Source organism: Streptomyces sp. NPDC047315 (genome assembly GCF_040643215.1).
Taxonomy (GTDB): Bacteria; Actinomycetota; Actinomycetes; order Streptomycetales; family Streptomycetaceae; genus Streptomyces.
Genome location: NZ_JBEYTZ010000001.1, coordinates 273,478 through 286,608, shown reverse-complemented (window position 1 = coordinate 286,608; position 13,131 = coordinate 273,478). Strand labels below are relative to the sequence as shown.

Sequence of the window (13,131 nt, the reverse complement as noted above, 5' to 3'; positions counted from 1 at the left end):
CCCGGAGGCGGTGCGGAGGCTCCCCGGCGCCCGCCCCGGGGCGGGCGCCGACTCGGTCTTACGGGTGACGGGGGCGGATACACTGAACCGACCCGTGTCCCGACCGTCCCACCCGCCTCACCCTTGGAGTCCCGCGTGCGCATCGACCTGCACACCCACTCCACGGCGTCGGACGGTACGGACACCCCCGCCGAGCTGGTGCGCAACGCCGCCGCCGCGGGGCTCGACGTGGTCGCGCTCACCGACCACGACACCACCCGCGGCCACGCCGAGGCGACCGCCGCGCTGTCCGCCCTGGACCGCCCGCTCACCCTGGTCACCGGCGCCGAGATCTCCTGCGCCCTCGACGGCGTGAGCCTGCACCTGCTGGCGTACCTCTTCGACCCCGAAGAGCCCGAGCTGCTGCGCGAGCGCGAGCTGCTGCGCGACGACCGGGTGCCGCGGGCGCAGGCCATGGTCGCCAAGCTCCGGGAGCTGGGCGTCCCCGTCGAGTGGGAGCAGGTCGCCCGGATCGCCGGCGACGGCACCGTGGGCCGTCCGCACGTCGCCGCCGCGATGGTGGAGGTCGGCGCGGTGGCGACGGTCTCCGACGCGTTCACCGAAGAGTGGATCGCCGACGGCGGCCGGGCCCACGTCATCAAGCACGAACTCGACCCGTTCACCGCGGTGCGCCTGGTCAAGGCGGCCGGCGGGGTCGCGGTCTTCGCCCACCCGGCGGCCGTCAAGCGCGGCCGTACGGTCCCCGAAGAGGCCATCGCCGAGCTGGCCGCCGCGGGCCTCGACGGCATCGAGGTCGACCACGTGGACCACGACGGGCCCACCCGCGCCCGGCTGCGCGCGCTCGCCGCGGACCTCGGGCTGCTGACCACGGGGTCCAGCGACTACCACGGCAGCCGCAAGGACGTCCTCCTAGGGCAGTTCACCACCGACCCGGAGATCTACGGCGAGATCACGCGCCGGGCCACGGGCGCGTTCCCGGTCCCGGGCGCGGGTGGGAGCCCCGCGTAGGACCGCGCCCCGCGCCGTCCCTCACCTCCTCCCCTCCGCACGGTCCGTGCGCAGGCTGAACCGAACCTCCGGCACCTCGGTGCGGCGATTCCTCGGTTCCGCACGCACGCGGGCGTGCAACTCGTCTTGATTGCTCCCGCTGTCTTGCAGTACCTCCCCCTATCCCCCTTCGCACTCCTTAGGCACCACCGTGTTCGACGCCGCCGTCTTCGGCTCCCTCTTCCTGACCCTTTTCGTGATCATGGATCCCCCCGGGATCACCCCGATCTTCCTCGCGCTGACCTCCGGGCGCCCCGCCAAGATGCAGCGCCGGATGGCCTGGCAGGCGGTCGCCGTCGCCTTCGGCGTGATCACCGTCTTCGGCCTCGTGGGTCAGCAGATCCTCGACTACCTGCACGTGTCCGTGCCCGCGCTGATGATCGCGGGCGGACTGCTCCTGCTGCTGATCGCGCTCGACCTGCTCACCGGCAAGACGGACGAGCCCAAGCAGACGAAGGACGTGAACGTCGCGCTGGTGCCGCTCGGCATGCCGCTGCTGGCCGGGCCCGGTGCGATCGTCTCGGTGATCCTGGCCGTGCAGAACGCGGACACCGCCGGCCAACAGGTCGCGGTCTGGTCGGCGATCTTGGTCATGCACGCGGTGCTCTGGCTGAGCATGCGCTACTCGCTGCTGATCATCCGTGTGATCAAGGACGGCGGCGTGGTGCTGGTGACCCGGCTCGCGGGCATGATGCTCTCCGCCATCGCCGTCCAGCAGATCATCAACGGTGTCACCCAGGTGGTCCAGGGCGCCTGAGGCACCGCCCCCGGACACGACCGTGCCCCCGCGGAGTTCCGCGGGGGCACGGTCACGTTCGGTGCTCCGAACGAGCTACGAAGCCGGCGTTTCGGCTGGGCGGATGTAGATGCGCTGGCCCGTCGCTGCGGCCTGCTGCACGATCCGGTTGACGGAGGCGGCGTCCACGACCGTGCTGTCCACGGCGGTGCCGTCGACGTCGTCCAGTCGCATGATCTCGAAGCGCACGGCTTCTCCCTTCGTCCTGATCCTCCTGCTGGAGAACTGATGCAGTCAGTCATGGTCAACATGGGTTGCCGCATCAATTATTCCCTACGCTAAGGAAACTTTTTAGGTGTCGAAGTATTGGGGGGGTTTGTGCAGGTCAGGGGGGCGGGTCAGGGCGGGCCGGGGCGCGTCGGGGGAGAATGGGCGCCGTATGAACGAAACCAGTGAGATCGCAGCCCTCGCAGCCCGGCTGGACCGAACCAACGAGATCCTCCAGCGCGTCCTCGTCGAGGTGTCGCGGACCCCCTCGACCCACGCCATCTTCGTGGACGCGGGGTACGTGTACGCCGCGGCCGGGCTGCTGGTGGCCGGCACGGAGGACCGGCGCTGCTTCGACCTGGACGCCGAAGGGCTCATCGAGGCGTTCATCGACAAGGCGCGCGGCATCTTCGCCGACAGCCGACTGCTGCGGGTGTACTGGTACGACGGCGCCCGCCGCCGCATCCACACCACGGAGCAGCAGTCCATCGCCGAACTGCCCGACGTCAAGGTGCGGCTGGGCAACCTCAACGCCAACAACCAGCAGAAGGGCGTGGACTCCCTGATCCGCGGCGATCTGGAGTCGCTCGCCCGCCACCGCGCCATCAGCGACGCCGCCCTCGTCGGCGGCGACGAGGACCTGGTCTCGGCGGTGGAGGCGGCGCAGGGCTACGGCGCCCGGGTCCACCTGTGGGGCATCGAGTCGGCGGACGGCAGCAACCAGGCCGAGCCGCTGCTGTGGGAGGTCGACAGCCAGCGCACCTTCGACCTCGACTTCTGCCGTCCGTACATCAACCGCCGCGCCGTCACCACGTACGAGCACGACGGCTCCCCGCCGCCCCCGCGCGAAGAGGTCCGCTTCGTGGGCGCACAGATCGCGGCGACCTGGCTGGGGGAGCGGGGCCGGGAGGCGATGGCGGAGCTGCTGCCCGGGCATCCGTATCTGCCCGGGCCGGTCGACCAGGACCTGCTGGTCCAGGCGGAACAGATGCTCAAGACGTCGCTACGCGGCCAGGCGCCCCTACGGAGGGCCCTGCGGGACGGCTTCTGGCAACACCTCCAGGCCCAGTACTAGCCCACGCCCCGGCCCGCCGTTTGCCCTGCGGGCGTGCTGGTCCCTGGACTGAGCCGCCGTTTCCCTGAGGGAGTATCGGTCCCTACCGGCCGGTGGGGGTTGGTCGCGCAGTTCCCCGCGCCCCTGTTGTGCCTCCCCGTCATTCGCCTGCGGGCCGGGGCAGAGGTGTTTAGGGGCGCCGGGGAACTGTGCGACAAGCCCACCACGGCCTGCAGCGACCAAACCTGCCCGCAGGGTCACGGCGGACATGTCCAGGCGCACGAAAGAAGCGCGGCACGGCGCAGGGTCAGTGGTGGGTCCAGAAGTCGGAGAGCGCGCGAGCGGTCTCCGCGGGGCGGTCCGTGTTGGGGGAGTGCTCGGCACCCGCGACGACCGTACGGCGCGCGCCGAGCCGTACCGCCATCTCGTCGATCAGCGCCACCGGCCACACCTCGTCCCGCTCACCGCTCAGGACGTGCTTGGGCAGCGACGTCACCGCGGCCAACTCGGCGACCCGGTCCGGCTCCACGGACAGCTGACGGCCCGTCGTGATCAGCTGTACGGGGTTGTGGCGCAGCCAGCGCTGCCGCAGGTGCTCGCGGACCGCCTTCCCCTCCGCTTCCCCCTCCACGTCCACGTCCTGCGGCGTCTCCTGGGTCTGGATCGCCTCCCACACCCGCGCCATGTCCATCGACGCCAGCGCCTCGCTCAGCAACCGCACCTTCGTCCGCTGGTCCTCGCTGATCAGCGCGGGCCCGGACGACATCAGGGTCAGCGTCCGAAACGGCGTCGCGTCGATGAGGACCGCGGCACGGGAGATCTGGCCGCCCAAGGAGTGGCCCAGCAGATGGACCGGGCCGCCGCCCGTCTCGTCCGCGAGCGCCGCCGCCTGCGCGAGCAGGTCGCGGGCCAGCTCCTCCTGGGCGTACGCCTGCGGATCCGCGGGCCCGGTGCTCTCGTACTGCCCCCGCCCGTCGACGGCGACGATCCGGTACCCGGCGTCCGTCAGCGGCTGGAGCAGGGCGATGAAGTCCTCCTTGCTGCCGGTGAAACCGGGCACCAGGAGCGCAGCTCCCCGGTGGCCGCCCGCGGGCGCCTCGGGGACGGCGTCGAGCACGGCGAAGTCACCGCGGGCCGTGCGCAGGGTCCGGGAGCGCGAGCAGGCGGGCGGCACGAAAGTCGATGGGCGGCTCATGCGTTCGAGATTAACGGCGCTCCAACGGAGGCGGGGCGTCGGGCCGGCGCGGAACGCCGACGGCCCGGTCCCTGAGCGGGACCGGGCCGGTCGGTGGTGCGCTGGTGCGCCGGTGGCGTCGCCGGATCAGCCCTCGGGCTGGGCGATCGCCGCCTTGCGGGTACGGGTCCGCTTCGGCTTCGCCTCGGCCTCCGGGGCGTCCGCCGCGGTGGCCGTCGACTTCACGGCGCGGGTACGGGTCCGCTTGGGCTTCTCCGCGACATCGGCGGTCTCCACCGAGGCGGCGGACTTCACCGCCTTGACGGCCCGCTTCCGCTTCGGCTTCTCCACCACGTCGGCCGCGACCTCGGCCGCGACGTCGGCAACGACCTCGACCGGGGCGTCCACGGACGCCGCCGTCTTGCGCGCACGGGTCCGCTTCGGCTTGACCTCGGCCTCGGCGACCGGGGCGTCCGCGGTGGCGGCGACCGGAGCCACGGCCTTCTTGCGGGTCCGCTTCGGCTTCTCGACGACCTCGGCCTCAGGGGCCTCGGTGACGGCCGGAGCAGTGACCTTCTTGCGCGTGCGCTTGGGCTTCTCCGAGACCGCGACCGCGTGAGCGACCTCGGCCGGAGCCTCGGCGACGACCGTCACCTCGGGGGCCGCAGCGGTCTCGACCGCCTTGACCGCGCGCTTGCGGGTCCGCTTGGGCTTCTCCGCGACCTCGGCGACCTCGACGATCTCCGCGGCCGTCGCGACCTCGGCCTCCGGCGCCGTGGCCGGCGCGGGAACCTCGGCCTTGACCGTGCGCGTACGGCGACGGCGCGGCGCGGCTTCCACCGGGGCCTCGACCGTCTCGACCGCAGTCTCGACGACGGTCTCGACGACGGACTCCGCTGCCACCGGCGCCACCGCACCGGCCGCGCCGGAGCGCGTACGGCGACGACGCCTCGGCGTGCGCACCGCGGCCGACTCCTCCGGGGCGTCCGCCCCGGCCGCGGTCTCCGGTGCGCCCTGCGCGGCAGCGGCGTCCATGGGCTGGCCGCCCCGGGTGCGCCGGCGACGGCGCGGAGTCCGCGTCCTGGCCGGCCGCTCGGTCACCGCGGCGGGAGCGGCAGCGGCCGACTTGCGTCCGCGACCACCGGTCTCGCCCAGGTCCTCCAGCTCCTCCGCCGCCAGACCGGCGCGGGTGCGCTCGGCCCGCGGCAGGACGCCCTTGGTGCCCGCCGGGATGTCCAGCTCCTCGAAGAGGTGCGGCGAGGTGGAGTACGTCTCCACGGGGTCGTGGAACTTCAGGTCCAGCGCCTTGTTGATCAGCTGCCAGCGCGGGATGTCGTCCCAGTCGACCAGCGTGACCGCCGTACCCGAAGCCCCGGCGCGGCCGGTGCGGCCGATCCGGTGCAGGTACGTCTTCTCGTCCTCGGGCGACTGGTAGTTGATGACGTGGGTGACGCCCTCGACGTCGATGCCGCGCGCGGCGACGTCGGTGCAGACGAGAACGTCCACCTTGCCGTTGCGGAAGGCGCGCAGGGCCTGCTCGCGCGCGCCCTGGCCGAGGTCGCCGTGGACCGCGCCGGAGGCGAAGCCCCGGCGCGCCAGCTGCTCGGCGATGTCCGCCGCGGTCCGCTTCGTACGGCAGAAGATCATCGCCAGCCCGCGGCCCTTGGCCTGGAGGATGCGCGAGACCATCTCGGGCTTGTCCATCGAGTGCGCGCGGTACACGCGCTGCGTGATGTTCGCGACGGTCGCGCCCTCGTCGTCCGGCGCGGTGGCGCGGATGTGCGTGGGCTGCGACATGTAGCGACGGGCGAGCCCGATGACGGCGCCCGGCATCGTCGCGGAGAAGAGCATCGTCTGCCGGCGCACCGGCAGCAGCTGGATGATCTTCTCGACGTCGGGCAGGAAGCCCAGGTCGAGCATCTCGTCGGCCTCGTCGAGGACGAGCGCGCGGACCTTCGACAGGTCGAGCTTCTTCTGACCGGCCAGGTCGAGCAGGCGCCCGGGCGTGCCGACGATCACGTCGACGCCCTTCCTGAGCGCCTCGACCTGCGGCTCGTAGGCCCGGCCGCCGTAGATGGCGAGCACTCGCACGTTCCGCACCTTGCCGGCGGTCAGCAGGTCGTTGGTGACCTGCGTGCACAGCTCGCGGGTGGGGACGACGACGAGCGCCTGCGGAGCGTCGGTCAGCTCAGCGGGCTGCGCCCGGCCGGCCTCGACGTCCGCGGGGACGGTGACGCGCTCCAGCAGCGGCAGGCCGAAGCCGAGCGTCTTGCCCGTGCCGGTCTTGGCCTGGCCGATGACGTCGGTGCCGGAGAGGGCCACCGGGAGCGTCATTTCCTGAATGGGGAAGGGGTTCACGATGCCGACGGCTTCGAGCGCCTCGGCGGTTTCCGCCAGGATTCCGAGATCCCGGAAAGTCGTGTGCTGCGTAGTCAGGATGTTGCCTCTTCTGTGAGACGCGGCGCGAGGCGAGCGACGGGGGTCGTACCGCACCTGGATGTCGCACCAAAGTGCTGGCCGGCCGCGGGTTGGCCGATGGCGCGGGACCACTGCCGTCGCTCGAAGCGCTCGTGCCGCTGAGGGGGCCCCTCATCTGCGGACATACGCGAGATGGCGCACGGTCCGCGGCGAGGGCGGTCGGTTCGGAGCCGATCGTGCCACCGACCGGGCATCCTCATGGGGTCAGAAGGATCACGAGGATCACTTAAGGAAACGAAATCCTTCATCCCTCAGTCAAAACACTGCGATCGCCCGCCGAACGCGTCATGCAGTCAGACACACGACTGTCATAACGCCCAGCAGGCGCATTACCACTGTACCCCGGATTCGTGCATCTGTGTCGGCCGGTGTTCTGCCGATCTTGTGGGAATCGCGGGAATCCGGGTGCGTCAGGGTTCGGGCGCCGGCCCGGGCGAGCCGCGGGCCGGGCTCGCCGGCCCCTTACGACACCGGTGGGGGCGGCTATTGTGCGGTTCATGGAGACGCCTGACCAAGCCCCTGACCACTCCGCCGACGAGGCGAGTGCGGCGGACGCCGCCGCACCCGAGCAGCACACCGGGATCGCCGCCCAGGACTGGGCCACGGCGTCCGCCGACCCCCAGTACCGCGCCGCCGTGGTGGACCTGCTCGGGGCGCTCGCCTACGGCGAGCTGGCCGCCTTCGAGCGGCTCGCCGATGACGCCAAGCTGGCGCCGACGCTCGGGGACAAGGCCGAACTGGCGAAGATGGCGTCCGCGGAGTTCCACCACTTCGAGCGGCTGCGGGACCGGCTGACCGCGATCGAGGAGGAGCCGACGGCGGCGATGGAGCCGTTCGCGAAGGCGCTGGACGACTTCCACCACCAGACGGCACCGTCGGACTGGCTGGAGGGCCTGGTCAAGGCGTACGTGGGCGACTCGATCGCCAGTGACTTCTACCGGGAGGTCGCCGTCCACCTCGACTCGGACACCCGGGCGCTGGTGCTCGCCGTCCTCGACGACACCGGGCACGGCAACTTCGCCGTCGAGAAGGTGCGGGCCGCGATCGAGGCCGACCCGAGGCTGGGAGGCCGGCTCGCGCTGTGGGCGCGACGGCTGATGGGCGAGGCGCTGTCCCAGGCGCAGCGGGTCGTCGCCGAGCGGGACGCGCTCTCCACGATGCTCGTCGGCGGGGTGGCCGACGGCTTCGACCTGGCGGCGGTCGGGGCGATGTTCACCAGGATCACCAAGGCGCACACCAAGCGGATGGCCGCCCTCGGCCTCGCCGCGTAAGCGACCGGCACGACCGGGCGGACCCATCCGGTCCGCCCGGTCGGTGTCCGCTCGGTCAGCGTCCGTGCGGCTGGCGTCCGCCCGACTCGCGTCCGCCCGGTTGGCGCCCTCCCCCTCGTGCGTCATTCGACGATCGGCTCCGCGTGCTGCTCGTGCCGTGCGCGGGCGCGGGTCAGAAGGGGAGCGGTCGGCCGGCCAGCCGGCGCCGGCCCGCTGGGAGCAGCAGCAGCGACAGCGATACGCCCCCGATCAGCACGGCGCCCACCAGCGTCCCCAGCAGATGGCCGGGGCCCAGCGCGGCATGGGTCACGTACGCCCCGAAGAGCGCGCCCAGCGGGCCGGTGAACAGGACCAGACGGCGCGCCGGCAGCCGGTCGGCGAGATGACGTACGGCCGCCCAGGACAGGGCGAGACCGAGCAGGACCGAGCCGATCGCTACCAGCAGCACTGCTGATCACCTCGCGAACGCGGAAGGGGGTGGAACGGTTACAGCCGGTACTACCCCCCGGTTGTCGAAAGCAACCCTCCACCCCGGGTATGCCGCCGGAAAGAATTGATCTGCGATCGGCCCGCCGTCGAGCCGTGATCGACCGGGGCTCGACCTGCGAAGAAGAGCCGGTCGATCTTCGAACGGCCGGGCCCGTGCGCAGGCACGCGAAGGGGTCCCGGTGGATCGTCCACCGGGACCCCTTTCGCACCCGCGTCGAGCGGGCCGCCCGTCTTACAGCGCGCCGAAACCCACACGCCGGCTCGACGACTCGCCGATCTCGACGTACGCGATCCGGTCGGCCGGCACCAGGACCTTGCGGCCCTTCTCGTCCGAGAGGCTCAACAACTGAGACTTGCCGGCCAGCGCCTTGCTCACGGCGTCTTCGACTTCCTCGGCCGACTGCGCGCTCTCCAGGACGATCTCCCGGGGCGAGTGCTGCACGCCGATCTTGACCTCCACGGCTATGTCCCTCCGAACGGTCAGTGCGTTTGCGCGGTCACCGCGCCGTACCAGCACACATTAGCCCGGAGGGGTGCCCGCACAGCCGCGCTCGGGGAACGCCATCAGCGAACACCGGCGAAGACCGACGGTGCACAGGCGCCGACGGATCAGAGCTGATCCGACTGGGGATCGGCGCCGTGCAGCGGGAATCCCGCGATGCCCCGCCAGGCCAGCGACGTCAGCAGCCGTACGGCACGCTCGCGCGGAATGCCGGACTCGCTGGAGAGCCAGTAGCGCGCGACCACCTGGGCGACGCCGCCGAGGCCCACGGCCAGCAGCATCGACTCGTCCTTGGACAGGTCCGTGTCCTCGGCGATCACATCGGAGATCGCCTCCGCGCACTGCAAGGAGACCCGCTCCACGCGCTCCCGCACCGCGGGTTCGTTCGTCAGGTCGGACTCGAAGACCAACCGGAAGGCGCCGCCCTCGTCCTCGACGTACGCGAAGTAGGCGTCCATCGTGGCAGCCACCCGCTGCTTGTTGTCGGACGTCGACGCCAGGGCCGAGCGCACCGCCTGGAGCAGCGCCTCGCAGTGCTGGTCCAGCAGGGCCAGGTACAGGTCCAGCTTGCCGGGGAAGTGCTGGTAGAGCACCGGCTTGCTGACGCCCGCCCGCTCGGCGATGTCGTCCATCGCGGCGGCGTGGTAGCCCTGGGCCACGAAGACCTCCTGGGCGGCGCCCAGGAGTTGGTTCCTGCGGGCTCGGCGTGGCAGGCGCGTGCCCCGCGGGCGCGCTGCCTCTGTCTGCTCGATGGCTGTCACGCCGCCTCCCAAAATCGTTCCGTGCGCGGTCTCCGCCGCGCCCGCCATCGTACTTTTGGGTAACCCGGCCGTGCGCGTCGCGGACGCAGAATTTCACGGACCGGACAGTCGCGGTAGCTCCCTATTCGTGGGCAAAGGGGGGCAGGTCGGGGAGGGCGGCACGGAAGCGGAGCGCCGGCAGCACCGGGTGTTACCGGGCGTCGGCGGGACGTCACCGGTAGTCGTCCTCGTCCAAGGCCACCACGCGCGCCTGTTCGACGGCGTCGGCCTCGTTCGCCTCGTCGTGGTCGATGCGGGGCGGCGGCCCGTCCTCCTCGGGGCGCACGTCCGCGTGCTGCTCGGCGGCGTCCGCTTCCGGGACCTCGTCGTCGATGTTCTCCGTACCGCTCATCTCCGTACGGCCGGCCTCCGGACCGCTGGTCACCGGGCCGTTGGCCCGTGGGTCGGTGGTTTCCGGATCGGTGGGATCGACAGCCATGCGGCACCTTTTCTTCGGTCTGCCCGTCTTCGGGTCTGCCCGGCCCGCCCGCCTGTCACCTCTATTCCTGCTACGGGCTCGTCTGCGCTCCGGGGGAGGCTTTCCGCCGTTTCCGCGACGCACTGGAAGCGCCCTGGAACGGGGCCCTCCCCTTTGAGCGTAGGAGCTTGCGAACCGTGGCGCTATGCGTCCGCGTACCCCGTTGTGACGCCGAACACACGATTCGCGGTGTGATCCTCTCGTAACATTGCCGCATGTCTTCGACCGAGCTGCCCGGCGCCCGTGCCGCCTACGTCGCCGCGGTTCCCGAGGTCGCCGCCGTGCGGGTCGCCGAAGGCGAGGAGCTGCGCTCCGTCACCCTGCCGGGTCTCACCCTCACCGTCCGGTCCCGGCCGCCGGCCCGCACCGGGCTGCCGCCGGCGCTGTACGTGCACGGGCTCGGCGGCTCGTCCCAGAACTGGTCGTCCCTCATGCCGCTGCTCGCGGACGTGGTCGACGGCGAGGCGGTCGACCTGCCCGGCTTCGGCGACTCGCCGCCGCCGGACGACGGCAACTACTCGGTGACCGGTCACGCCAGGGCCGTCATCCGGCACCTCGACGCCTCCGGCCGCGGCCCCGTCCACCTCTTCGGGAACTCCCTCGGCGGCGCCGTCGCCACCCGCGTCGCGGCCGTCCGGCCCGACCTGGTGCGCACCCTCGCCCTCGTCTCGCCGGCCCTCCCCGAGCTGCGCGTCCAGCGCACCGCCGTGCCCACGGCCCTGCTCGCGCTGCCCGGCATGGGCGCCGGCTTCAGCCGGCTGACCTCGGGTTGGAGCGCCGAGCGGCGCACCCGCGCGGTCACGGCGCTCTGTTACGGCGACCCCGGTCGGGTTTCCGACGAGGCGTTCGGGTACGCCGTGGCCGAGATGGAGCGGCGGTTGCAACTGCCGTACTTCTGGGACGCGATGGTCCGCTCGGCGCGCGGTATCGTCGACGCGTACACGCTGGGCGGACAGCACGGGCTGTGGCGGCAGGCGGAGCGGGTGCTCGCACCGACGCTGCTGGTGTACGGCGGGCGTGATCGGCTCGTCTCGTACCGGATGGCCCGCAGGGCGGCGGTGGCCTTCCGGGACTCCCGGTTGCTGACGCTGCCGGACGCCGGCCACGTGGCGATGATGGAATACCCGGAGACGGTCGCCCAGGCGTTCCGGGAATTGATAGACGACTGCGGCAGGAGCTGATCGGGGCCCGTGGGACGACACAGCCGTAAGGGCCCCGGGCCCAAGGGCTCGAACACCGACGGCGGGAGCGGCGCTGCGGCCGGTGCCGCCCGGGTGCAGACCGCCGTCGACGGCGGCGGTGCCGGCGTCGACGCGTACGGCGGCGCTGGCGGGCCGGGGGGCGTTCCGGCGTACGACGCGGGTGGCCACCCGGTGGCCGACCCCTACGGACAGGCTCCCCTGCACGCGCCCGGTCCCGGTGCGTACGACCAGGGCTCCCCGCACCACCACGGCGGGGCGTACGGCTACGGGGCCGAGCACACGGCTTCCGGTTACGGCGTCCCGGCGGCCCGCGGCGGCCACCCCGAGCAGCGCGAGGCGGGCGGCGGCTGGGGCGCCGGCGCCGCGGCGGCTCCCCCGGCGTACGACGTCGGGCAACACAGTCAGCACGGCCAGCAGCACGGCCAGCACGGTCAGCAGCACGGGCAACATGGTCAGCAGCACGTGCCGCAGCACCCGGGGGCCGAGCAGTACGCCCACCCCGAACACGTACACGCACACGGGGCGCACGTGCCTTCGCACGCGCCGCTCGGCGCCGAGCCCGATGCAGGCTCCGCGGGCTCCCGGATACCGGGCCCCCGCCGGGAGTTCGTCGACGCGTTCGACCCCGCGCAGCCGCCGGGCGGCGCCGCCGCGCCCCCCGCGCCGACCGCTCCGGACCCGGACGGGACCGGAGGGCGCGTCGACGACGGGCCGGGCGCGGTGCCCCGCCCCAGGCGCGGCGGCAAGGGCCGCACCCTCACCGGGATCGCCGCGGCGGCCGTGACCACCGTGCTCGCGGTCGTCGTCGCCGGGCAGGTCTCCGCCGAGAACGAACGCCGCAAGGAGGTGCCGGCCACGGGCGACGAGCGCGGCGACGCGGCCGAGTCGGCGTCCCGCTCCGACGACCGGCAGGGCGGTCCGCAGCCGCACGCGAAGGACAGCAAGCCGCAGGCGCCCACGTACGAAGAGCAGATGGCCACCCGGTTCCCCATCGACCCGGACTCGACCGCGGAAGGCACCTTCGAGGTCGTGCCGGGGTTCGACAAGGCGCCCGGCCCGGGCAAGAAGGTCCGCTACCGGGTCGACGTCGAGAAGGGGCTCGACATGGACGGCGCCCTGTTCGCCGTCGCCGTGCAGCGCACCCTGAACGACGAGCGCAGCTGGGCCCGCAAGGGCGCCATGAGCTTCGAGCGGATCTCGTCCGGGGACCCCGACTTCGTCATAACGCTGGCCAGCCCCGGCACCACGGACGTGTGGTGCGCCAAGTCCGGGCTGAACACCTCCATCGACAAGGTCAGCTGCGACTCGGCGTCGACGAGCCGGGTGATGATCAACGCGTTCCGATGGGGGCAGGGCTCCGAGACGTACGGGGCGGACGCGATGTTCGCCTACCGGCAGATGCTCATCAACCACGAGGTCGGCCACCGGCTCGGCCACGGGCACGTCAGCTGTCGCACCGAGGGCTCGCTCGCCCCGGTGATGCAGCAGCAGACGAAGTCGCTGAAGATCGACGGGATCGACTGCAAGCCCAACCCCTGGGTGTACCCGAAGGGATGACGGCGCCCCGACGGCGGGTTCGCTCCGTGCGGACCCGCTTCGGCGACCCCCTTTTTCCGGGTTTCTATCCATTTCG

General features: G+C 72.2%; 13 protein-coding genes. 6 read left to right on the top strand and 7 right to left on the bottom strand.

Annotation, left to right across the window (positions count from 1 at the left end; genetic code table 11):
- Nucleotides 1-135: 135 nt before the first annotated feature.
- A complete protein-coding gene (locus ABZ842_RS01260) occupies nucleotides 136-1,008 on the top strand; it encodes a PHP domain-containing protein (protein ID WP_361529583.1) in 873 nt (290 codons plus the stop codon).
- A gap of 190 nt (nucleotides 1,009-1,198) precedes the next feature.
- Nucleotides 1,199-1,804 (top strand): MarC family protein, encoded by a 606-nt coding sequence (locus ABZ842_RS01255; RefSeq protein WP_361529580.1) that lies wholly within the window; start codon nucleotides 1,199-1,201, stop codon nucleotides 1,802-1,804.
- 75 nt (nucleotides 1,805-1,879) lie between these two features.
- Here ABZ842_RS01255 and ABZ842_RS01250 read toward each other — a convergent pair whose 3' ends face one another.
- Nucleotides 1,880-2,032 carry a hypothetical protein gene (locus ABZ842_RS01250; RefSeq protein WP_361529577.1) on the bottom strand — a complete coding sequence of 51 codons (153 nt, stop codon included), beginning with the start codon at nucleotides 2,030-2,032 and terminating at the stop codon, nucleotides 1,880-1,882.
- Between the two features lie 190 nt (nucleotides 2,033-2,222).
- Between ABZ842_RS01250 and ABZ842_RS01245 the strand changes: the two genes are divergently transcribed.
- Nucleotides 2,223-3,125, top strand: coding sequence for an NYN domain-containing protein (locus ABZ842_RS01245; protein ID WP_361529574.1), 903 nt, complete (start codon nucleotides 2,223-2,225; stop codon nucleotides 3,123-3,125).
- Nucleotides 3,126-3,411: 286 nt separating this feature from the next.
- Here ABZ842_RS01245 and ABZ842_RS01240 read toward each other — a convergent pair whose 3' ends face one another.
- The gene (locus ABZ842_RS01240) at nucleotides 3,412-4,299 is read right to left on the bottom strand and encodes an alpha/beta hydrolase (protein ID WP_361529571.1); all 888 of its coding nucleotides are present in this window, start codon (nucleotides 4,297-4,299) and stop codon (nucleotides 3,412-3,414) included.
- A 126-nt stretch (nucleotides 4,300-4,425) separates the two neighbouring features.
- Nucleotides 4,426-6,612: a DEAD/DEAH box helicase gene (locus ABZ842_RS01235; protein WP_361529568.1), complete on the bottom strand. Its 2,187-nt coding sequence runs from the start codon at nucleotides 6,610-6,612 to the stop codon at nucleotides 4,426-4,428.
- 641 nt (nucleotides 6,613-7,253) lie between these two features.
- On the opposite strand from ABZ842_RS01235, the gene ABZ842_RS01230 reads away from it, so the two are divergent.
- Nucleotides 7,254-8,027, top strand: a complete 774-nt coding sequence (locus ABZ842_RS01230; RefSeq protein ID WP_361529565.1) for a ferritin-like fold-containing protein — start codon at nucleotides 7,254-7,256, stop codon at nucleotides 8,025-8,027.
- A gap of 172 nt (nucleotides 8,028-8,199) precedes the next feature.
- On the opposite strand, the gene ABZ842_RS01225 is transcribed toward ABZ842_RS01230, so the two are convergent.
- The 4 genes from ABZ842_RS01225 to ABZ842_RS01210 all read right to left on the bottom strand — a co-directional run bounded on the left by ABZ842_RS01225 (nucleotide 8,200) and on the right by ABZ842_RS01210 (nucleotide 10,257).
- Nucleotides 8,200-8,475, bottom strand: coding sequence for a hypothetical protein (locus tag ABZ842_RS01225; RefSeq protein WP_361529562.1), 276 nt, complete (start codon nucleotides 8,473-8,475; stop codon nucleotides 8,200-8,202).
- A gap of 273 nt (nucleotides 8,476-8,748) precedes the next feature.
- The gene (locus ABZ842_RS01220; protein WP_361529559.1) at nucleotides 8,749-8,976 is read right to left on the bottom strand and encodes a DUF3107 domain-containing protein; all 228 of its coding nucleotides are present in this window, start codon (nucleotides 8,974-8,976) and stop codon (nucleotides 8,749-8,751) included.
- Nucleotides 8,977-9,125: 149 nt separating this feature from the next.
- On the bottom strand, nucleotides 9,126-9,779 hold the full coding sequence (locus ABZ842_RS01215) for a TetR/AcrR family transcriptional regulator (RefSeq protein WP_361529556.1): 654 nt from the start codon (nucleotides 9,777-9,779) through the stop codon (nucleotides 9,126-9,128).
- Nucleotides 9,780-9,990: 211 nt separating this feature from the next.
- Nucleotides 9,991-10,257: a hypothetical protein gene (locus ABZ842_RS01210; protein ID WP_361529553.1), complete on the bottom strand. Its 267-nt coding sequence runs from the start codon at nucleotides 10,255-10,257 to the stop codon at nucleotides 9,991-9,993.
- A 254-nt stretch (nucleotides 10,258-10,511) separates the two neighbouring features.
- Here ABZ842_RS01210 and ABZ842_RS01205 point away from each other — a divergent pair, with 254 nt between their 5' ends.
- Nucleotides 10,512-11,477, top strand: coding sequence for an alpha/beta hydrolase (locus ABZ842_RS01205; RefSeq protein WP_361529550.1), 966 nt, complete (start codon nucleotides 10,512-10,514; stop codon nucleotides 11,475-11,477).
- Between the two features lie 9 nt (nucleotides 11,478-11,486).
- A complete protein-coding gene (locus ABZ842_RS01200) occupies nucleotides 11,487-13,055 on the top strand; it encodes a DUF3152 domain-containing protein (RefSeq protein WP_361529547.1) in 1,569 nt (522 codons plus the stop codon).
- The last annotated feature ends 76 nt before the right edge of the window (nucleotides 13,056-13,131 follow it).